Source organism: Aureimonas sp. SA4125, from assembly GCF_019973775.1.
Classification (GTDB): Bacteria; Pseudomonadota; Alphaproteobacteria; order Rhizobiales; family Rhizobiaceae; genus Plantimonas.
Genome location: NZ_AP025032.1, coordinates 2,299,555 through 2,318,171, shown reverse-complemented (window position 1 = coordinate 2,318,171; position 18,617 = coordinate 2,299,555). Strand labels below are relative to the sequence as shown.

The 18,617-nt window shown below is 64.6% G+C and carries 22 protein-coding genes and 3 pseudogenes; 12 read left to right on the top strand and 13 right to left on the bottom strand.

Going from position 1 to position 18,617, the window contains the following annotated elements:
* Window positions 1-573: 573 nt before the first annotated feature.
* Both Sa4125_RS24295 and Sa4125_RS10760 read left to right on the top strand, forming a co-directional pair.
* Window positions 574-1,110, top strand: a pseudogene (locus Sa4125_RS24295) (metal-binding protein ZinT); the annotation flags it as partial.
* A gap of 158 nt (window positions 1,111-1,268) precedes the next feature.
* A pseudogene (locus Sa4125_RS10760) lies at window positions 1,269-1,385 on the top strand (Rrf2 family transcriptional regulator); the annotation flags it as partial.
* 473 nt (window positions 1,386-1,858) lie between these two features.
* Here Sa4125_RS10760 and Sa4125_RS10755 read toward each other — a convergent pair.
* From Sa4125_RS10755 to Sa4125_RS10715, 9 genes are all read right to left on the bottom strand, one after another.
* The gene (locus tag Sa4125_RS10755) at window positions 1,859-3,067 is read right to left on the bottom strand and encodes an IS256 family transposase (RefSeq protein ID WP_223998301.1); all 1,209 of its coding nucleotides are present in this window, start codon (window positions 3,065-3,067) and stop codon (window positions 1,859-1,861) included.
* Between the two features lie 63 nt (window positions 3,068-3,130).
* Window positions 3,131-3,505: a hypothetical protein gene (locus tag Sa4125_RS10750; RefSeq protein WP_224006994.1), complete on the bottom strand. Its 375-nt coding sequence runs from the start codon at window positions 3,503-3,505 to the stop codon at window positions 3,131-3,133.
* 22 nt (window positions 3,506-3,527) lie between these two features.
* On the bottom strand, window positions 3,528-3,758 hold the full coding sequence (locus Sa4125_RS10745; RefSeq protein ID WP_224006991.1) for a helix-turn-helix transcriptional regulator: 231 nt from the start codon (window positions 3,756-3,758) through the stop codon (window positions 3,528-3,530).
* The gene (locus Sa4125_RS10740; protein WP_224006988.1) at window positions 3,755-3,997 is read right to left on the bottom strand and encodes a hypothetical protein; all 243 of its coding nucleotides are present in this window, start codon (window positions 3,995-3,997) and stop codon (window positions 3,755-3,757) included. Before Sa4125_RS10740 ends, Sa4125_RS10745 begins: the two co-directional genes overlap by 4 nt.
* Window positions 3,998-4,103: 106 nt before the next feature.
* Window positions 4,104-4,892 (bottom strand): Crp/Fnr family transcriptional regulator, encoded by a 789-nt coding sequence (locus Sa4125_RS10735; RefSeq protein ID WP_224006987.1) that lies wholly within the window; start codon window positions 4,890-4,892, stop codon window positions 4,104-4,106.
* 156 nt (window positions 4,893-5,048) lie between these two features.
* Window positions 5,049-5,315 (bottom strand): hypothetical protein, encoded by a 267-nt coding sequence (locus Sa4125_RS10730; protein ID WP_224006986.1) that lies wholly within the window; start codon window positions 5,313-5,315, stop codon window positions 5,049-5,051.
* A gap of 106 nt (window positions 5,316-5,421) precedes the next feature.
* Window positions 5,422-6,033, bottom strand: coding sequence for a hypothetical protein (locus Sa4125_RS10725; protein WP_224006984.1), 612 nt, complete (start codon window positions 6,031-6,033; stop codon window positions 5,422-5,424).
* Between the two features lie 530 nt (window positions 6,034-6,563).
* The gene (locus Sa4125_RS10720) at window positions 6,564-8,372 is read right to left on the bottom strand and encodes a heavy metal translocating P-type ATPase (protein ID WP_224006982.1); all 1,809 of its coding nucleotides are present in this window, start codon (window positions 8,370-8,372) and stop codon (window positions 6,564-6,566) included.
* A 221-nt stretch (window positions 8,373-8,593) separates the two neighbouring features.
* Window positions 8,594-8,812 carry an FAD:protein FMN transferase gene (locus Sa4125_RS10715; protein ID WP_224006979.1) on the bottom strand — a complete coding sequence of 73 codons (219 nt, stop codon included), beginning with the start codon at window positions 8,810-8,812 and terminating at the stop codon, window positions 8,594-8,596.
* A 521-nt stretch (window positions 8,813-9,333) separates the two neighbouring features.
* Here Sa4125_RS10715 and Sa4125_RS10710 point away from each other — a divergent pair.
* From Sa4125_RS10710 to Sa4125_RS10680, 7 genes are all read left to right on the top strand, one after another.
* Window positions 9,334-9,666, top strand: a complete 333-nt coding sequence (locus Sa4125_RS10710) for a metalloregulator ArsR/SmtB family transcription factor (RefSeq protein ID WP_224006977.1) — start codon at window positions 9,334-9,336, stop codon at window positions 9,664-9,666.
* Between the two features lie 24 nt (window positions 9,667-9,690).
* Window positions 9,691-10,116, top strand: a complete 426-nt coding sequence (locus Sa4125_RS10705) for a YeeE/YedE family protein (RefSeq protein ID WP_224006975.1) — start codon at window positions 9,691-9,693, stop codon at window positions 10,114-10,116.
* 3 nt (window positions 10,117-10,119) lie between these two features.
* Window positions 10,120-10,578, top strand: coding sequence for a DUF6691 family protein (locus Sa4125_RS10700; RefSeq protein ID WP_224006972.1), 459 nt, complete (start codon window positions 10,120-10,122; stop codon window positions 10,576-10,578).
* Entirely contained in the window at window positions 10,575-11,375 is an 801-nt protein-coding gene (locus tag Sa4125_RS10695; protein WP_224006969.1) for a sulfite exporter TauE/SafE family protein, read from the top strand. Before Sa4125_RS10700 ends, Sa4125_RS10695 begins: the two co-directional genes overlap by 4 nt.
* A 45-nt stretch (window positions 11,376-11,420) precedes the next feature.
* On the top strand, window positions 11,421-12,326 hold the full coding sequence (locus Sa4125_RS10690) for an MBL fold metallo-hydrolase (protein ID WP_224006965.1): 906 nt from the start codon (window positions 11,421-11,423) through the stop codon (window positions 12,324-12,326).
* 29 nt (window positions 12,327-12,355) lie between these two features.
* Window positions 12,356-12,742, top strand: coding sequence for a rhodanese-like domain-containing protein (locus tag Sa4125_RS10685; RefSeq protein ID WP_224006962.1), 387 nt, complete (start codon window positions 12,356-12,358; stop codon window positions 12,740-12,742).
* 207 nt (window positions 12,743-12,949) lie between these two features.
* A complete protein-coding gene (locus Sa4125_RS10680; RefSeq protein WP_224006959.1) occupies window positions 12,950-13,159 on the top strand; it encodes a DUF2892 domain-containing protein in 210 nt (69 codons plus the stop codon).
* Between the two features lie 212 nt (window positions 13,160-13,371).
* Here Sa4125_RS10680 and dmeF read toward each other — a convergent pair whose 3' ends face one another.
* Both dmeF and Sa4125_RS10670 read right to left on the bottom strand, forming a co-directional pair.
* Window positions 13,372-14,322 (bottom strand): CDF family Co(II)/Ni(II) efflux transporter DmeF, encoded by a 951-nt coding sequence (dmeF, locus tag Sa4125_RS10675; RefSeq protein WP_224006955.1) that lies wholly within the window; start codon window positions 14,320-14,322, stop codon window positions 13,372-13,374.
* 11 nt (window positions 14,323-14,333) lie between these two features.
* Window positions 14,334-14,612 carry a metal/formaldehyde-sensitive transcriptional repressor gene (locus Sa4125_RS10670; RefSeq protein ID WP_224006953.1) on the bottom strand — a complete coding sequence of 93 codons (279 nt, stop codon included), beginning with the start codon at window positions 14,610-14,612 and terminating at the stop codon, window positions 14,334-14,336.
* A 63-nt stretch (window positions 14,613-14,675) separates the two neighbouring features.
* Here Sa4125_RS10670 and Sa4125_RS10665 point away from each other — a divergent pair, with 63 nt between their 5' ends.
* Genes Sa4125_RS10665 through Sa4125_RS10655 form a run of 3 tightly spaced genes read left to right on the top strand, consistent with a single transcriptional unit; the run spans window position 14,676 to window position 16,257 of the window.
* Window positions 14,676-14,906, top strand: a complete 231-nt coding sequence (locus Sa4125_RS10665; protein ID WP_345944331.1) for a DUF1289 domain-containing protein — start codon at window positions 14,676-14,678, stop codon at window positions 14,904-14,906.
* A gap of 3 nt (window positions 14,907-14,909) precedes the next feature.
* Window positions 14,910-15,821, top strand: coding sequence for an MFS transporter (locus tag Sa4125_RS10660; protein WP_224006949.1), 912 nt, complete (start codon window positions 14,910-14,912; stop codon window positions 15,819-15,821).
* 19 nt (window positions 15,822-15,840) lie between these two features.
* Window positions 15,841-16,257, top strand: coding sequence for a YqaA family protein (locus Sa4125_RS10655; protein WP_224007745.1), 417 nt, complete (start codon window positions 15,841-15,843; stop codon window positions 16,255-16,257).
* A gap of 268 nt (window positions 16,258-16,525) precedes the next feature.
* Here the strand turns inward: Sa4125_RS10655 and Sa4125_RS10650 are convergent, their stop codons facing one another.
* Together Sa4125_RS10650 and Sa4125_RS10645 are read right to left on the bottom strand one after the other, a co-directional pair.
* Window positions 16,526-16,855 carry a hypothetical protein gene (locus Sa4125_RS10650; protein WP_224006947.1) on the bottom strand — a complete coding sequence of 110 codons (330 nt, stop codon included), beginning with the start codon at window positions 16,853-16,855 and terminating at the stop codon, window positions 16,526-16,528.
* 666 nt (window positions 16,856-17,521) lie between these two features.
* Window positions 17,522-18,424, bottom strand: a pseudogene (locus tag Sa4125_RS10645) (IS1595 family transposase); the annotation flags it as partial.
* Between the last annotated feature and the right edge of the window lie 193 nt (window positions 18,425-18,617).

Sequence of the window (18,617 nt, the reverse complement as noted above, 5' to 3'; positions counted from 1 at the left end):
TGCGAGGAGGGCATCCTCACCGTCACCGCGGGCACCGACGGACCGTCGTTCAAGATGCTGCCATATCCGGCGGACCTGCCCGCGGGCGAGGCCACGGGAACCCTCCTCGGCTCCAAGAGCATGCAGGTGTTCCTCGGCAACTACGGCGCCAAGGGTTTGGTCGTCGTCGATCCCGCCGACGAACCCCACTTCCGCCACATCGAGCTCCCCTTCCGGCGCATCGACTTCGCCCTCGATCCTGCCAATGCCCGCTTTGGATACGTGCTGACCGAGGATGGCACGCTCCACCAGATCGACGTCCTGAAGGGCAAGGTCGAAAGGAGCGCCCGGGCGACCGAGCCCTACTCCATGGACGGGCACTGGAACGACCCCCGTCCGCGGCTCGCCATGGCGGGGAACGAGGTGGTCATGAGCGACCCCAAGGCCGGAATGGTCCGCCGCATCGCCAAGGACACGCTGAAGGAAGCCGGGACGATTGCCGTCGAGGGCATGCCCTACAACATCGCCGTCGCCGGAGGCAGCGGCGTCGTCCATGAGGGCGACGGCCATGTAGGCCACGCCCATAGTCATGGCGATCCGAAGATCTACGCGGGCTATTTCGAGGACAGCCAGATCCAGGACCGCCCGTTGTCCGATTACGCCGGCGACTGGCAGTCGCTGTATCCCTATCTCCAGGACGGCACGCTGGATCCAGTCTGGGCGCACAAGGCCGAGAGCGGCACGATGGGTGCCGAGGAGGTCAAGGCGGAGTACGAGACCGGCTATCGCACGGATGTGGAGCGCATCACGATCCATGGCGACGTCGTGACCTTCTACCGGGACGGAAAGCCGTTGAAGGGGACCTATGCCTACGACGGCCACGAGACCCTCACCTACAAGAAGGGCAACCGCGGCGTCCGCTTCATCTTCAAGAAGAACGACGGCGACGCCGAGGCACCGCAGTTCATCCAGTTCAGCGACCACGGGATCGCGCAGGCCAAGGCCGATCACTACCACCTCTACTGGGGCAACGATCGTGCCGCCCTCCTGGAGGAGGTCACGAACTGGCCGACCTACTACCCGTCCTCGCTCGACGCGAAACAGATCGTCACCGAGATGATGGCGCACTAACGCGGGATGGCTTTTCTTCGAATCGCCGACCCGCTTTAGGTCCTTGTCCTCGCATGGTCTTTTCCGAAAGCCGGAACCCACCTTTCGGGATCATGCTCTAATTCGGCATCGGCTGTATTGATGAGCGCCCGGCCTCTGAGGTCGGGCGTTGGAAGCGCCTGGTGGAAGAGGCGGTGCACGCCGCGATGGACGAGGCCTTCGCCGAATCCCTGCTTCTCCGGCGACTGGGCGGCGTGACACTCGCCGTCCTCAGCGCCGACGTCCATGCGCGTCTGTGCCGGCGCGCCAGCCATTGCAACTTCGAGGACGCGCCCAATGCGGCAAGAAGCGATCATCATCGGCGGCAGCTTCGCCGGGCTGTCCGCCGCCACCTATATCGCACGAGGCAAGTCCACCCCGCCCAGATTCAGGTCGTGTATTTCCCTTTCAGCCGACATTGTGGCCTCCCGTGAGTTCACCTCAGCTTCATCAGCCGGGCGGACAGCCTGTCGCTGAGACTCCCCAGCTGAAGCACCATGGCACTTGGATCTCCCTGCATTCCGGCAGTCACCTGGCGACAGACTGTCGCCCAAAGCTGCCTAATTTCCGCCTGAGCATGCTCTCCTTCCACAGTAAGGCACACAAGCGTTAGCAGTCTATCCTGGTCGACCTGTCGTCGCTTGACCAATCCCCTGTCGGTCAGGCGATCCAGCATCTGGTCGTGTCCGTCAACGTGGTGGAAATTGAGTGTAGCTGAAGCGGCTCCGTTTCAGGCGACTTCGGTGGAAATCTGTTCGGGTTTTGCAGTGTTGCCCATGGCCATGAGGTCGGCCATGGGTTCGGTCTGCATGTAGCGGTTCTGGATCTGCCATTCGTCGTTGGCCTCGAGAAGGACGGCGCCGATGAGCCGGATGATGGATCCCTCGTTCGGGAAGATTCCGACGACGTCGGCACGCCGCTTCACCTCCTTGTTCAGGCGCTCCAGGGAATTCGTCGAATGGATCCGGGTCCGGTGCTGACTGGGAAAATCCATGTGCGCCAGCACGTCGGTCTCGCTGTTGTCGATGAAGGCCCCGAGCTTTGGACACTTTCCCCGAAGCTGGTCGGCGACGTGGCGCAGCGCCTGGCTGGCGCTAGCACGATCGGGCTGGGCGAAGGCTTGGCGCAGCGCGGCCGCCGCCATGCTCTGCTGCGCCTTCGGGACATACGACAGGGCGTTGCGCATCCAATGCACCCGGCAGCGCTGCCAGGAGGCGCTGAACACCCGGCGAATGGCGGCTTTCAGCCCTTCGTGAGCATCCGAGATCACGAGCTTCACGCCGGACAGGCCGCGGCGCACGAGGCTCTTGAGGAAGCTCGACCAAAACGTCTCCGCTTCCGAGGGGCCGATGTGAAGGCCGACGATCTCGCGCTTGCCGTCCGTGTTCACGGCCACGGCGATTATGGCGGCGACCGAAACGATGCGTCCACCCTCGCGCTGCTTCAGGTAGGTCGCATCCAGCCAGAGGTAGGGCCAGTCGCCAGTGAGAGGACGGTCGAGGAAGCCGCCGACGCGTTCGTCGATGTCTTTGCACAGCTTCGATACGGTGCTCTTGCCGATCCCCGACAGCCCCATGGCCTGTACCAGATCGTCGACCCGCCGGGTGGAAACGCCGCTGATCCAAGCTTCCTGAATGACGGCAACCAAGGCCTTCTCCGAGAGCTTTCTCGGCTCCAGGAACGGCGGGAAGTAGCTGCCCTGCCGAAGCTTGGGTATCCGAAGCTGCAACGAGCCGAGCCGCGTGTCGAGCGAGCGGTCGCGGTAGCCATTGCGATAAGTCGCCCGTTCCTGCGTCCGTTCGTGGCGCCCGGCGCCGATCATGCCTTCAACGTCGACCTCCATAAGGAGCTGCATCACGCTCTCGGCTATCGTTCTCAGGAAATCGCCGTCCCCGGCTTTCGCAAAAAGCTCGGCAAGCGGTAGTCTGTCCTCGGTCATCGGGTTCTCCGGTCAGGTTGAAGTCTCGCAACTCCACCTTAGCCGCCCTATCCGGTGACCGCCTCAGCCACACCTTTCAATGTCGGAATTTCCACCACGAGCGCGGACACTACCCAGCATCTTGGAAATCGTGGATGGCCGGACGTCGAGAGACACGGCTAGGACGGACACCGCAACGGGTTTCCCGTAAACGAGGCATGCCAGCAGTTGATCTTGGCCGTTGTAGAACCCCGCCTCAGCAAGAGCCAATCCGAACAGAGCCCGGATGCGCTTGGCCAGCATGAGAAGCGTGACCGCCATCTCCTCGAATTCAGCGTCGCTAGCGGACTCCGGAGGTGCGACGTCCCGACGGACATTAACGTGGTCGAGCATCAATACCCCCAGGTCCAACGGCAACATTTCGAAAAAGATCCGGATCGATAGATAGCCTTCGCGCACTGGGCGCGGAGAAACAGCACCATCACCCGCGGAAGACCCCGTGCGGCAGCTCCAATGCCTTGGCGATCGCCTCGATCTCGTCCTCGGACGCGCTGCTTCCGCTTTCGATAACAAGCAGGCGCGCAACCTCGATGCCGGTGCGGGACGCCAGACACTGTATTGGCAGACCCAAGTGCCAGCGGAACGCCCTCGTCGTCGTGAATCCTTGCGAAATCATCGTGACGACGGGTTCGGGAAAGAGGACCTCGCTCACGACGCGTCACCTTTGTCGGCGACGTGCTTCACGGCGACGATCTTCACGGTCCGCCCCTCGTCGTCGCAGATCTCGATCTGACGGGCGCCGATGTTCTTCCCCAGCTTTTCGGCATAGCGCATGTTCAGCGCCATCTCCCTGGCCTGCGATATCGCCTCGTCCAGGTGTGCAAGCGTGTGACCGGCGTAATCCCTCACCAGCACACCGCCCGACCGCGTATTGAAGAAGAATTGCTGCATCTCGGCCTTCCTCTGTGGGCGTCCCATCGACGCCTGAGCATGAGAAAGAGCGAAGTCCGTCCGGCGTTGCCGTGCGGTTTCTGACCGTGCGATGCCGCAGCCCCTCTTACGGGGCCTGGACCTGGGGACCGGGGACGTTGAGCCGCCCGTCGTCGAGCAGCGGGAACAGCTTCCCGTATTCTTCCTCCGGAATGCCGTACGATCCCGACGCGAGTTTGATCAGCCCTTCCCGATCGAGCACGCGAACGTTGCCGCGGGTCGATTTGATAAGGTGCATGCCCTCGAGGACGTGCAGCTCGTTGGTGACTCCCGAGCGACGGACGGTCAGCATCAAAGCAAGAAATTCGTGCGTGATGCCCAGGTCGTCCCCATCGACGCGGTCGTGACACATGAGGAGCCAGCGAGCTAGGCGCTGCTGAATCTTGAATCGAGCTGCTGCAAGGAGCGTGTGACTGACCTGGATGCCCAGCGATTGGCCGTAGCGTAGTACCGACTTGCGAAGCGTTTCGCACTCGGCGAGACATTTCTTGAAATCTTTGACCGACATCGTCCAGCCGTCCCCGGCGATCTGCATCACCGCCTGGTTGGGCGACGTATCTACATCCGACGCTATGGCTGAACCGACCATCCCGTCCCGACCGATATGCCCGGCCTCCGTGCTTTCGCCGTGTTTGCCTACCACCACGACTGAACACATGCCGGATTCAAGGAAAAAGACGTCGTCGACCTTCGCTCCAGGATCGTCGAGCTTCATGCTTCTCGGCATGTCGACATGATGCAGAAGCGGGCGGACGATTTCCATGTCCTTATTGCTGAGCCCCCGAAGGAGCTGGTTCCGAACGCTGGCGTCCGGCCCCGCGTTCACGCCGCTCCCCGATTTCCGATGCTTCGTCATGGAACATTCTCTCGAATTCATTAACAACCCGAGAATTTGCCCCGTGTGGACTAATATCGGTCCACGATCTCTAGAACATCATCGGTAGATTTTCGCGCATTCCCGAAAACAACAGCCGACACTGTACGATTTCTGACGGTCCGCGCGGCGGAAGGACTAATGAAGGCGTCGGCAGTATCTTATCGCTCTTTTAAATTCCTCCCGAAGTCCCTCGGTGAATTTCTTTGTCGTCAGTATGACGCCGGGCTCGTCCGTGATTTCGAAGCTGTTCAGCAGTACTGAAGGGTCGTTTGACTTGATGTGCTCGCCGATCAGATCCCTCGCCGAAGCCCTGGCCTCCTCGACGGCAGCATCGAGATCAGCGCATTCGGTTCCGTCGTAATCGACGACAAGGAAGCCATCGATGCGCATATTGAAGAACATTCTCTGTATCTGGGATTTCACCTGATGCGGGAACAACGGCCCGCCGGTGTTCCGAACGAGTAACAGAGTTGGTCGAACAAGAAACTACGTACAAGCCCCAGTCTGGTCAGTCTCCGGGTGCGTGCTCGTCGTCGAAGGCGTCCGTCTTCTCGCCGTCCAGTCCTCTGGACTCTTCGCCGGGGGCATGGACGGCGTCCCCCGCCCCGCCCTTCCTCCGGTCGTCAATCTCCTCCACGACGCGCAAAATGGCGCTGTCGACGGTCTCGATCTCTTCGGCGATCAGCACCTTCCACAATACGAGAGCCGACGGCGTAATCAGCGATCCTTGAAAATCTTCGGCATTCGCGGTCCAGACCGCGCACTCGTCGAGCATTTCCCGAAGTTCGGTATCGCGCACGTCTTTCAGAGAGTTGCGATCGAGGTACTCTGTCGCCAGAGGCAGATGCGGGCGAGATGAGATGTCGGCCTCCGGAAAAGATTCCGGTTGCACATTATCAACGCCGTCCGAATGGACATAGCCGCGGCGGGGCTCATCAAGCCTCTGAATCGGCAGGAAGACAACTGCCTCGGGGGATCGCGGCAAAGCGTCAGCGAGCGCGAGCATGTACGCAACTTCCTGCGCTGTGAAGCCGGCAGCCAGCGCACGCCGGACGTCGTCGCGTTTCGACCAAACAACGTGGGTATGCAGGAGCTTCGTGGTCGAGGATTGCGACGACATCGATTTCTTTCCCGTGTCTAGGCGAAACTAGCCACGCGGTGACGCAAAGCAACGAATTGCGGGCCCTTCTCGGCTTCCGTCAGAAACCGTTCAAACTCCGGCTTCCTCACGCCGCCACCGACCGTCCGGCTGCGTGAACAGCCGCCGCCCCTATCCGCCCCCGCATCGCGGACACCAGATCGGTTCGGGCAGCATCGCCAGCAGCACGTCCCACCCCCCGCGACCCGATCAACGTCTGCAGGACCAGATCATGGCGTTGGCGGCATTCCCGCGTCGACCGCAGGCTAAAGCTGAGCTTCGCGCGACAGCTTTCGCCATGAAAATTCCTCAGGTTTCTGGCTCGTTGCGCGGCAGGCTGATCAACATTGCTGAGCGATGACCGCGTGGAGAGTGATTTCGACACCTGTGTGGCCGGACCTGTCGAGCAATGACGTCATCGTCCTCCTGATGGCGGACCAGGTTCCTCGAGATCCGGGTTAACCAATGTGATCAAGGCGCATGCGGACTTTCGGATGTGGCTTGTGGTGCAGCTAGCCCGGACGAAGGGCCCGCAGGGCATTGAGGATGACGGCAACGTCGATCGCTTCCTGAAGGAGAGCGCCTTGGACGGGTGGGAGATAGCCGAGCGCGGCAGCCACCATGCCGATTCCGGAGAGGCCTATCCCGGCAAGGACGCTCTGGAGCGCGATCGCCCGGGAACGCTGGCCGATCGCCATCGCCTCGCCCAGCCCGTCGAGGCTGTCGCGCAGGAGGATGACGTCCGCCGCCTCCGCCGATGCGGCTGCCCCCTTGGCACCCATGGCGATGCCGAGGTCGGCTTCCACCAGCGCCGGCGCATCGTTGACGCCGTCCCCGACCATCATGACGGGGGCCCGCGCCTTCTCGCGCCGGACGAGCGCGATCTTGTCCTCGGGCCCGAGATCGGCGGCGATGTCGTCGATCCCGAGGTTTTCAGTGATTGCGACCGCCACATCCTTTCGGTCGCCGGTGGCGAGCACGATCCGCGTCACACCGAGCGTACGCATGCGGGCCAGTGTCCCGGAGACGTCCGCCCTGAGCGCATCACGCATCAAGACCAGCCCGGCGAACGCGCCGTCGACGGACAGTGCGACGGTCAAGGCGCCCGCGGGCACGGCCGCCATCAGCGTCGCACGGTCGTCGTCAGACATTGCGTTCGAGACGAAGCCCTTGCCGCCGACGCGCAAGAGCCGCCCGGCGATCCGTCCCTCGACGCCCTCACCCGGCACCTCCCGTGTTTCGGTCGGCAGATCGAGCACGAGCCCGCGCTCAGCCGCAGCGGTGACGACAGCCCTGGCGACGGCGTGCTGCGAGGCCTGGTCGAGACTGGCCGCCAGCCGCAGGATTTCCGCCTCGGTCCATCCGGGGGTGGCGACGATCTGCGATACCGCCGCGGACCCATGGGTCAGGGTCCCGGTCTTGTCGACGACGAGGGTCCGGATGCGGCCGAGCGTCTCGAGCGCCGCACCGCCCTTGACGAGGACGCCGACCCTGGCCGCGCGCGAGATGCCGGCGACGATGGCCACCGGCACGGCGAGGATCAGCGGACAGGGCGTCGCGACGACGAGCACGGCGACGGCACGGACGGCGTCGCCGGAGATCCACCAGGCAAACGCGGCAAGGCCGAGTGTCGCCGCCATGAAACCGAGGGCGTAGCGGTCGGCGAGGCGCGTCATCGGCGCCTGCGCTTTCGTCGCCTCCTCGACGAGCCGGACAATGCCGGCATAGGTGCTGCGGGCCGCCGGTTCGCTCGCCAAGAGATCGAAGGCCGCGCCGACATTGGTCGAGCCGCTCATGGCGGCCTCGCCGTCGCGCCGGGTGACGGGAAGGGATTCGCCCGTCAGCGGTGCCTCATCGAGAAGCGCCGAGCCGACAACCGTGCCGTCGACGGGAAGCACATCGCCGAGATGCACCAGCAGGCGATCGCCGACGGCAACGTCCGAGATCGGGATGGTCTGGAGGGTATCGCCAGAGTAGCGGGTGGCGGTCCGGGGAACGCGGTCGAGGAGCGCGTTCATCTCACGGCTGGCACGACCGGCAGCATAGGCTTCGAGTGCCTGTCCGCTGGCATACATCAGGGCCACCACGGCCGCAGCCAATGTCTCGCCGACAAGAAGCGCCGCCGTCATCGACAGAGCCGCCACAAGGTCGAGCCCGACATCACCGCGGCGTAGGCTGACGACGATTTCCCACAGGAGAATGGCGAGCACGGGAACGACACCGACCGACCAGATCAGCGACGCCGTGTCCGGCGCGCCGAGAAAATAGGCCGCGGTGCCGCCGGCAAGGCCCGTCACCGCGCAGGCGATCGGAAGCATCATGATCAGGCCTTTGCGGCCATCGGGCTTCCGGTCTGCTTTGAGTGAGGGGACAGTCGACACCACGGTCATGGATTGCTCCGGCAACAGGTCAGGCATGATCGGAAAGCGACCCTGCGGCCGACCGCATTCGGGGTCAGGAGGCCGTCCTGCGGAGGCTTGGCCGCACGGCGAGAAATTATGCAGCCTCGTCTACGCGGCAGCGACACGACGTCGGCTGTTCCTCACGCAGGAACTGCCGGAGCCGACGCAAACCGACCGCAGCCGATCTCCCGGATGCCGGCACCCTCTCTCAGCATGAAAAGCGCATCGATGCGTTGATCCCGCGCAACGGACGCGCCGGTGTCCGCGCCCACCACCATCAGCGCCGTCGCCAGCGCATCCGCCTCCATGGTGGTTGCGGCGACGACGGTCACCGAGGCGACGCGGCTGCGAAGCGGCATGCGACGAGCGCGTCATCCACGGCGGCGGCCTGATCGAGCAGGAGTGGACGCCGGCAAAGTCAGGAACAGCAGTTGATGTTTCACGCGCTTTCCCGTCCCGCGACTGCCTATCCTTAGGATGCTGATCGTCCGGATCATTGATCTTCATCAATCACTCCCGCCGATTTCAGCGCGAGTATCGATCGAGGCTTCCCAGAAAGCCTGAGACGCCTTTATCGATGCTTTTGTCCGCTCGACCCGGTGGGTGGCCGCATGCAACTGCGTTCAGCCGCCGTTCGGTGCCCTTCTCGCCGAGCGCCCATACCAAGTTCGGGGTCGGGCAGCGATTTCCGCGGAAGGAGGCGCGCATCCTCCTTCTGGATCCGGAGGCCAGACGGGCCCGGGCGTCTTACGCGGTCGGGCAATCTCTTGGATCGACTGCTCGGCCGATCAGAGCACGGGCTATTCGAAAGTCCTACGACGGACCCTTTTATTTAAGAGAACGCTACATTAGATCTTGCTAAATATTTGAGGGGAAGGCCGTGGGTGGGGTGGTGGAGTTTCAAGCCAAGGCGACGGAAGTCGCCACGCTGCTCGAGGCCGTTGCCAACGAACGCAGGCTGATGCTGCTTTGCAAGCTGCTCGAACCGGGCGAGGCCACGGCCGGCTCACTTGCAGATGCTGCCGGCCTGTCCCGGTCAGCCCTCTCCCAGCACCTGACCGTCCTGCGTGAACAGGAAATTGTTACCCACCGCCGCGAGCGCCAGACCCTCTGGTCCCGGGTCGCCGATCCGCGCATCGATGACCTGTTCTCGGCGCCGCACGCAATGTTCTGCCCCCGGCGAGACGCATTCGCATCGACGACACGGCCCTGATTCCGCCTTTCAAAGGAGCGACGCATGGACAACTTCACCCCTCTCCCCGCCCTCGGTGGCGGCCTGCTGATCGGCCTGTCCGCCGCCCTCTTGCTTCTGGCGAACGGGCGCATCGCGGGTATCAGCGGCATTCTCGACGGTGCCCTGCGCCCGAAGGCGGGCGAGTTCGGGTGGCGCATGGCCTTCCTCGCGGGGCTTTTGGCCGCCGCTCCCCTGATGGCGCTCGCGGGCTACGACCTGCCCGCGATCGCCATCGACGCCGCGCTGCCCGTCGTTGTCGCTGCGGGCGTCCTTGTCGGCTTCGGCACGCGGCTGGGTTCGGGCTGCACCAGCGGCCATGGCGTCTGCGGCATCGGGCGCGGATCGGGGCGCTCGGTCGCGGCGACGCTGACCTTCATGGCGACGGCCGCGGCCACCGTCTTCGTCACCCGTCACGTCCTGGGAGCCTGACCGATGGCCCGCATCCTCGTCGCCCTCCTCGCCGGCCTCGTCCTCGGCATCGGCCTCGTCGTCTCGCAGATGGTCGTGCCCGCCAAGGTCCTCGGCTTTCTTGATGTCTTCGGCAACTGGGATCCGAGCCTCGCTTTCGTCATGTCAGGAGCGATCCTCGTCTCCGCGCCGGCCTTCGCGGTCGCCCGGCGGATGAACAGTCCGGCGCTGGCGCGCTCCTTCGAGATCCCGACGCGGCGTGACCTCAATCCCCGCCTTCTGTCGGGTGCCGCGATCTTCGGCATCGGCTGGGGCCTCGTCGGTCTCTGTCCCGGCCCGGCCCTCGTCGCCCTCGGCTTTGGCCTCGGCCCGGCCCTTCTGTTCGTTGCGGCCATGGTCGCCGGTATGGTCGTCTTCCACCTGACGCTTGCGCCGTCACCGCCGACGGGAGCCGCCGCCACGACAGAGGGCGCGGACGCATGACCGCCCTCGCCTACACTGTGGCGGCGGCGACCGGATCGGGCGGGATCGTCGGCCTCGTACTCGGCCTCTTCGGCGGCGGTGGCTCGATCCTGGCGGTGCCGCTCCTCGTCTATGTCGTCGGCATCGCCTCGCCGCATGTGGCGATCGGCACCAGCGCCGTCGCGGTCGCGGCCAGTGCGCTCGGCAACCTCGTGCCCCACGCCCGGGGCGGCCGGGTGAAGTGGCGCTGCGCCGGCGTCTTCGCCTTCGCCGGCGTCCTCGGTTCGCTCCTCGGAGCGACCGCCGCCAAGGCGATGGACGGCGAGCGTCTTCTGGCGCTTTTCGGCCTCGTCATGATCGGGGTCGGTCTGGCCATGTCGCGCCGGCGCGGGGCAGTCGGCGATTCAGCGGTGCGCCTCACCTGGGAATCGGCAGGCCGCCTCCTTCCGATGCTGATCGGCATCGGCTTCGCCGTCGGGCTCTTCTCCGGCTTCTTCGGAATCGGCGGCGGCTTCCTCATCGTGCCCGGCCTCGTCCTCGCGACGGGCATACCGCTCGCCTACGCCATCGGCACTTCGCTCGTCGGCGTGGTCTCCTTCGGGGCGGCCACGGCGGCAAGCTACGCCCTCTCCGGGCTGGTCGACTGGACCCTCGCGTTCTTCTTCGTCGCGGGTGGACTGGCCGGCGGCTGGGCGGGGGCAGCGCTTGGCGCACGGCTCGCCGCCCGCAAGCAGGCGCTCGGTCTCGCCTTTGCCGGCCTCGTCGTGGTCGTCGGCATCTTCATCGTCGCCAAGGGGTTCGGCGCCTTCTTCGCCTGATCCCGCAGTCAACATTCACATCAACCCGCCTCAAGGAGACTTCGCATGCCATCTCCGACACCCTCCCGCCTCGCCGGCTCGCCGGTCGTCACCGGCTTTTTCGACAAGCGCACCTTCAGCGTCCAATACGTCGTTGCCGATCCCGAGACGAAGGCCTGCGCCATCATCGATCCCGTGCTCGACTTCGACCCGAAGTCCGGCGCCACCGCCACAAGCTCGGCCGACGCGCTGCTCGGCTTCATCGAACGCGAAGGTCTGCGGCTCGAATGGATCCTCGACACCCACCCCCATGCCGACCACTTCTCCGCGGCCGGCTACCTGCACGACAAGACGGGCGCCCCGACCGCGATCGGCGAGAAGGTTCGCGAGGTCCAGGCGCTCTGGCACGGGATCTATCACATCGAGGGATGCTGCCCGGCGGACGGCTCACAATGGAGCCGCCTCTTCGCCGACGGGGACCGTTTCAAGATCGGCACGCTGGATGTCGAGGTGATGTTCACGCCGGGCCACACGCTCGCCTCCATCGCCTACCGCATCGGCGACGCCGTCTTCGTCCACGACACGCTCTTCATGCCGGACGGCGGCACAGCGCGCGCGGATTTCCCGGGCGGCAGCGCCGAAGTGCTGTGGGCCAGCATCCAGCGCATCCTCGCCCTCCCCGGAGAGGCACGGGTCTTCACCGGGCACGACTACCAGCCGGGCGGACGCGAGCCGCGCTGGGAATCGACGGTGGACGAGCAGCGGGGCACCAACGTGCATCTCGTGAAGGCGCCGACGAAGGAAGCCTTCGTGACGCTTCGAGAGGCACGCGACCGCGAACTCGCGATGCCGAACCTCATCCTGCACTCGCTTCAGGTCAATATCCGCGGGGGCCGCCTGCCGGAACCCGAGGACGACGGCCGCCGCTATCTCAAAATTCCGCTCGACGCCCTCGAAGGCGCGGCGTGGTGAACGCCGTCACAGCAAAACCGAAGGACGCCATGACCATTCACAGCGCCAAGGATCTCATCGCCAAGGCCTCCGCCGACGTGACGACGATCGAGGCCCGGGACGCGGCAAAACTCGTAGGATCGCCCATTACAGTCTTCGTCGACGTGCGCGAGGCGAACGAAATCGAGAAGACCGGAACCGTTGCGGGTGCGCTTCACGTCCCGCGCGGCCTGCTGGAATTCCACGCCGATCCATCCAGCCCCAGCCACAAATCCGAGCTCGATCCGGCAAAGCGCCTCGTGCTCTTCTGCGCCTCCGGTGGCCGGTCGACCTTGGCGGCGCGGGCGCTTCAGGCGATGGGATTTCCCGATGTCGCCTCGGTCGCCGGCGGTTTTGCGGCCCTGGAGACAGCCGGAGTACCGACGACCCGTCGATAGCTTCGGCAACGCTCGCTGGCCGCCCTGACAAGAAGCCGCCACACCGCCATCTTCAGACGCATCCCGCATGGCCGGCGATCTTCGGCCGCACGGCAATCGGGCCACACAGCAACGCCTTTTAACTGCGTCCCGAATGAATGCGCGGACCTTCATCGCCTGACCCGGGGCAAGATGCCCTGCGGCAGCACCAACAAAGGAGAGATCGTCATGATCAAGACCGCCAATATCGGCACGGCTGACCGCGTCATTCGCATCCTCATCGGCATCGCACTGGCGGCCTATGCTTATGCGAACCTCGCCGGCCCATGGTCCTCCGTGGCCTATGCGGTCGCAGGCGTTCTGGTCGTCACAGCGCTAATGCGTTTTTGCCCGGCCTATCGGCTGGTCGGGGCCAGCACGTGCAAGGTCTCCCGCTAAGCTCGCGCCGAGGGCTCGTCGAGACCAGTCGCTGAGAGTGCCGCGCCGGGTCTTCGCCGACCCCGCTCCGTGACGCTTGTCCGTATCGCCTGCCACCATCGGAAGTCGGACCAAGGTCCTCGCGGGCCTGCGTGGATCCCGCGCAGCGATCCAGAGCGCAGCGACGCCGCGCTTCAGAGCTTTCGCCCAGAGCTTCGCAGCCCTGATCACCCCTACGCCGCCGGCGTCGGGGCGTCGATCTCCACCGTCAGGTGGGACAGGTCGTGGATGTGGGCGAGCTTGGCGCGGTAGGTATCGAGCGGGCGCGGACGTGCCGTCGCGATCGAGACGATTGCCGCGTGATGACCGGGCCCCACCTGCCAGACGTGCAGGTCGGTGATGCGGTCCCCGTCCACCTCGATCGCCTCGCGGATCTCGTCCGGCAGGTCCTCGCCTTCCGGAACGTAGTCGAGCAGCACGCCGCCGGAGTCGCGGATGAGGCCCCACGACCAGCGGGCGATGACGAGGGCGCCGACCATCCCGATCACCGGATCGAGCCAGATCCAGCCATACAGGCTGCCCAGCGTCAGGGCGACGATCGCCAGCACGGAGGTCAGCGCGTCCGCGAGCACATGGACATAGGCGGCGCGCAGGTTGTTGTCGTGCCCGCCCTTGCCGTGGGCGTCGTGTTCATGGGCGTGGCCGTGCCCATGATGATGATGGGCGTGGTCGTCCTTCAGGAGCCACGCCGAGACGAGGTTGACGGCCAGTCCCACCACCGCGACCGAGATCGCCGAGCCGAAAGAGATCGAAATGGGATCGGACAGCCGAAGGAAGCTCTCATAGGCGATCAGGAGGGCGATCAGCGCCAGGATCACGGCACTCGCGAACCCCGCGAGGTCGCCGAACTTGCCGGTCCCAAAGGTGAAGCGGCTGTTGGCGACATGCTTGCGGGCGTAGAAATAGGCGCCCGCCGCAATCAGCATGGCCGCGGCATGCGTCGACATGTGCAGGCCGTCGGCCACGAGCGCCATCGAGCCGAAGGCGACGCCCGCCGCGATCTCCACGACCATCATGGTCACGGTCAGAAGGATGACGGCCCAGACGCGACGTTCATTGCGACCGTGGTTCTCGCCGAGGAAATCGTGATGGTGGGCGGTATCGCCAATGGGGGTATCGGCCATGGCGTGCGCCCTCACTTCAGATAGGTCCGCAGGACCGCCAGGAGCTCGGCGGCGCCCTTGGCCCTGTCGGGGTCGGCCTCGGCATCGGGGTCGACCACGTGGTGGCGTACGTGGTCCTCGATCAGCTCTACCGTCAGCCCGTTCACCGCGCCGCGGATCGAGGCGACGAGCTGGAGGACCTCGCCGCAGGGGGCGTCGGTTTCGAGTGCCCGGGCGACGGCATCGAGTTGCCCCTGAACGCGGCGGATGCGGGCGACGAGCTTCGTGGGGTCTTTCGAGAGATGTGCCATAGGGTACCCCCTACCCTATCTTGTGAATTCCGTCTATGAGTTCCCGGCACCGTCGCGCGGTCGATGGCAACGAGGTCAATCACCCCTATGCCGAAGGCTACCTCTCCCTGCACGGACGTCTGCCTCTTCGACCCCCGGCACCATTGGTGCCACGGCTGTGGTCGCAGCCGGGACGAGATCAAGGCGTGGCAGAAGTTGACCCCGTTCCGCCGCCAGGCGCTGGAGCGAGAGCTGGCGCGGCGGCTGGCGAGAGTGGACCGCGCGGCATCGCCCGCGGCGTCGCGCGGCTCCTAGAGTATGATCCCGGAAGGTGGGTTCCGGCTTTCGGAAAAGATCATGCGAGGACAAGGACCTAAAGCGGGGCGGCGATTCGAAGAAAAGCAATCCCGCTTTAGACGGCACCTCGGCGCGGGCCGGTGCCGACGTGACGGCGATATCGTGGTCGCGGGCGCGCGCCTTGTTCGTCTTGACGGCGCCATGATCCGCGGCGACAAGGTTTTCGCCGGGACCGGGACGCATCGTCCCGGTCACCCTGACCATCTCGTGCGCTCCGATCTCGGCGGCACCAACGACGACGTCGCGTTCCTGTTCGCCGCCTATGGCCTCGGGTCCATGACGGTCGCGATCCTTCTCTCGCGCGTCCTCGAGCGAGTGCCGGCACGCACCGTGATGGTTGCAGGTGCCGCGGCAATGGCCGGTCTCCTCGGCACCGCGAGCGTCGGCCCGGGGTGGACAGGGGCCCTCGTGCTCTGGGCGCTGCTCGGCGCCGCCTCGTCGGCTATAGGCACGCCCGGTGGGCTGCTCCTGCGACGCTCCTCGCACCGTGACAGTCGGCCAGCCGTCTTCGCCGCGCAATTCGCCCTCTCGCACGCATGTTGGCTCGTGACCTACCCGGCGGCCGGGTGGCTCGGTACCACGATCGGCATTGGGCCCACGTTCATCGTGATGGCCGTGGGCGCGGCGGCAGGCGTCGTCGTGGCGCTGGCCCTCTGGCCCGCGGAAGATCTGGTTGAGGTCGAGCACGTGCACCGGGCCTTCGAGCACGACGCTCCGCACGTCCACGACGATCACCACCGACATAAACACGAGGGATGGGAGGGGCCGGAGCCCCATCGTCATCCGCATCGCCACCAGCCGATCCGCCACCGTCATGCGCTGGTGATCGACGACCATCACGCGACCTGGCCGACGGGCACCGCGGGTGGGTGACATCGCTGCCTATGCCGGGATGTTCTGGACGGCCTTCCTCGCCGCCACGATCCTGCCCGGCGCCTCCGAGATGCTGCTCGTCGCCCTCCTCGTCGGCGGGACGGGCGAGGCATGGATCGTCATCGCGGCGGCGACCGTCGGAAACACGCTCGGCTCCCTCGCCAACTGGGCCTGCGGGCGGTTCCTGGCCCACCACCGAGACCGCCGATGGTTCCCGGTCTCCGCCGCAACGGTCGACCGCTTTTCTGGCCTGTTCCGGCGCTACGGGATGGTGTCACTCCTGTTCGCTTGGGCACCGATAGTCGGAGACGCGCTGACTGTCATCGCGGGAACCCTGCGAGTTCCGCTCCTGCCATTCACCATCGTCGTCGCGATTGGAAAACTCGGGCGCTACCTCATCGTCGCGGGCGGCGCTTTGGCTTGGGGGAAATTCTGAGACGTCACGCTCAACGCTTCAACACGGATAGCCAGAAGATTCGGGCCAGTTTCTGGGCGTCGTGATTCTGTAGGATACGCATCGTTCGGTAGACTGGCGCCGTCGCCCTCGATCATCACGGCTGCAACTCCGCGTTGGCAAGAAGCAAAATCGGATGAGGCGACAGCCTGCGATCAGGGAGCGTCCAGGCAGGGCGATGCCCGTCGGCTTCCCTCCTACTGCCGCGCTCTCGCACGCAGATTGCCATCGTCCTGTATGGGCATCACCGTTAGATCGCGGAATGGTGCGACACAAGGAAGGCCAGGGATATCAGGGGCATGAGCGTCATGCCCCGCATCCCCCGCATCCCCGGCATCAGCCGCGTCACGCCAATGCCGATCGCCCCGGACAACAAGATGCAGAGCAAGGCCTCCCCATGGTCGTAGTTCTGGAAAGCCATGGCCGTTCCCCCGATCGCGGCGCTGGCTCCTGCCGTCGTCGCGGCAAAGGCGATGGTCGTTCCCGGTACATAGCCCTCCACCAACGACAAGAAACTGGGCAGGCCGAGCCCGATCGCCAGAATCAGCATGATACAGCTCATCAAGGGACCCCAACTCATCCGTCCTCTCCTGTATCGAAAATAAATGGAAATAATAATAGGGATAATGTTGCAGTTATTTGCAAAGTAAAAGACAAATTTATTTTCTTATATCAAATCTCGTCGAAAATATTGATATATTATAAAAAAATATTGCTTATCCCCTTTGCTCAGGTGACCACCAGATATAGCTGAAGCCTAGGCTAGCCGATGGCGGGGCCGGAGGCCTCCGCGGAAGGGAATCGATCGAGCTGCTGGAGTAGGAGAGACCATCGGCGACGGCGCGTCGCGCACAGATCCGCTTCCCGGCCTGCGGTCCACAGAAACTGCTCGGATTCATGTCGCTGGATGTCGGAACCCGAGCCCGTGCCTCGGTCAGTGGGCCGCGACTTTCGGCTCAGGCACCACTTTTGGATAGCGCGCCTCGATCGCGGCCACTGTTGGCCGGGCGACATATCGATAACGGCCGGACAGGCGCGCATCACCCTCCCGGCGCAGGGCAAGGGCTGGCCGTTTCGGTTGGCGACGCTCGTATCGCTTATCGGTCTCGGTGCGGATCTGCGCGAGTGCCTCGATGATGGGGATGCGCATTTCGCGTGCCAGTTCCCTCGCCATCTTCATCCGAAGGGGAGAGGTCATCTTGAAGATCTGGGCTTGATGCTGCCTTCGCCATTCCGAGGTATCGCCCACGATGTCCCGGTAGGTGGTGCGTGGCAGCGCCTGGCCGATACCGAGGATGCGCTCCATCGTGGTCTGGAACGAGCGACGTCGGTTCCAGCGGAATACGAACTCGTTGAGGTAAGCGTCGACGTGCTTCTCCCGGAAGCCGTGGAACGTGCCCAGCGACCAGCGTTTCAAATTGGAGAAGGCGCGGTGGATGCGCTCCATGGCGATATGGCCAGGCGGTGCATTGTCCTTGCTCAGGTTTTTCAAGATATGCCCGCGATCCGGAATGCCGACGTAGGAACTGCTTCCGTCGGTGACCATCGTGCATCCCTTCGCCGTGTTCGCCAGCACGAAGGGAACCATGAACTCGCGCCGGTCCTCGGCGATCTTGGCGAGCCGCAGCCGTCCGGACTTCCTGCCATCGCGATGCTCGACCGCACCGATGACGAAGACCTTGCCGACCGTGCTTTTTCCCTGCCCGCCGTCCGGGCTCTCCGTCCTCTTGCGATGGGGAAAGCTCGTTTCGTCGATCTCGACCTTGCCCTCGAGCGGCGACCGACCGGGGTCGACCATTGCGCGTCGGAGCTTATGGAGCAGTAGCCAGGCGGTCTTGTACGACCCGACCCCGATCTTGGGCTGGAGCTGGAGGGCGGAGATCGAGTTGGAGTGGGTTGCCACGAGGTAGGCCGCGATGAACCATGTGCGCAGCGGCAGGTGCGTGCCGTGCATCACCGTCTTGGCGATTACCGAAGTCTGCTTGCGACAGCCGGGGTTCTCGCCCTTTCCTGAGCATTGGAAGACCCAGGGGCGGGATTCCAACTTCCATCCCTTCTGCGAGGCACAATGCGGGCACCGGAACCCGTTCGGCCAACGCTTTCGGGCAAGGTGGTCGGCGCAAGCGTAGTCGTCTGGGAACGTGGCCATAAACCGCTCGAGCGACGGCGGCTTGTCTTTCTTCCAGCGCGTGGGGAACAGGGCCTCGGACATCCAGACGAGATAGGGGACAGGGCCCCCGCCGTCACGCGGCTTCGCTAGGTATGGTTACCGCCTGAGCGAAGGGGATAAGCAATAAAAAAATAAAAGTAACGCACATAGGGAACTTAGTCATTTTAACTCC

Coding starts and splice junctions, on each gene's coding strand:
- Sa4125_RS10755 (WP_223998301.1), bottom strand. CDS start 3,067: ATGACCGAGGACAGACTACCGCTTGCCGAGCTTTTTGCGAAAGCCGGG.
- Sa4125_RS10740 (WP_224006988.1), bottom strand. CDS start 3,997: ATGCAGCAATTCTTCTTCAATACGCGGTCGGGCGGTGTGCTGGTGAGG.
- Sa4125_RS10735 (WP_224006987.1), bottom strand. CDS start 4,892: ATGACGAAGCATCGGAAATCGGGGAGCGGCGTGAACGCGGGGCCGGAC.
- Sa4125_RS10730 (WP_224006986.1), bottom strand. CDS start 5,315: ATGTTCTTCAATATGCGCATCGATGGCTTCCTTGTCGTCGATTACGAC.
- Sa4125_RS10725 (WP_224006984.1), bottom strand. CDS start 6,033: ATGTCGTCGCAATCCTCGACCACGAAGCTCCTGCATACCCACGTTGTT.
- Sa4125_RS10720 (WP_224006982.1), bottom strand. CDS start 8,372: ATGATGCTTCCGATCGCCTGCGCGGTGACGGGCCTTGCCGGCGGCACC.
- Sa4125_RS10715 (WP_224006979.1), bottom strand. CDS start 8,812: ATGCCGCTTCGCAGCCGCGTCGCCTCGGTGACCGTCGTCGCCGCAACC.
- Sa4125_RS10705 (WP_224006975.1), top strand. CDS start 9,691: ATGGACAACTTCACCCCTCTCCCCGCCCTCGGTGGCGGCCTGCTGATC.
- Sa4125_RS10700 (WP_224006972.1), top strand. CDS start 10,120: ATGGCCCGCATCCTCGTCGCCCTCCTCGCCGGCCTCGTCCTCGGCATC.
- Sa4125_RS10695 (WP_224006969.1), top strand. CDS start 10,575: ATGACCGCCCTCGCCTACACTGTGGCGGCGGCGACCGGATCGGGCGGG.
- Sa4125_RS10690 (WP_224006965.1), top strand. CDS start 11,421: ATGCCATCTCCGACACCCTCCCGCCTCGCCGGCTCGCCGGTCGTCACC.
- Sa4125_RS10685 (WP_224006962.1), top strand. CDS start 12,356: ATGACCATTCACAGCGCCAAGGATCTCATCGCCAAGGCCTCCGCCGAC.
- Sa4125_RS10680 (WP_224006959.1), top strand. CDS start 12,950: ATGATCAAGACCGCCAATATCGGCACGGCTGACCGCGTCATTCGCATC.
- dmeF (WP_224006955.1), bottom strand. CDS start 14,322: ATGGCCGATACCCCCATTGGCGATACCGCCCACCATCACGATTTCCTC.
- Sa4125_RS10670 (WP_224006953.1), bottom strand. CDS start 14,612: ATGGCACATCTCTCGAAAGACCCCACGAAGCTCGTCGCCCGCATCCGC.
- Sa4125_RS10665 (WP_345944331.1), top strand. CDS start 14,676: ATGGCAACGAGGTCAATCACCCCTATGCCGAAGGCTACCTCTCCCTGC.
- Sa4125_RS10660 (WP_224006949.1), top strand. CDS start 14,910: ATGATCCCGGAAGGTGGGTTCCGGCTTTCGGAAAAGATCATGCGAGGA.
- Sa4125_RS10655 (WP_224007745.1), top strand. CDS start 15,841: ATGTTCTGGACGGCCTTCCTCGCCGCCACGATCCTGCCCGGCGCCTCC.
- Sa4125_RS10650 (WP_224006947.1), bottom strand. CDS start 16,855: ATGAGTTGGGGTCCCTTGATGAGCTGTATCATGCTGATTCTGGCGATC.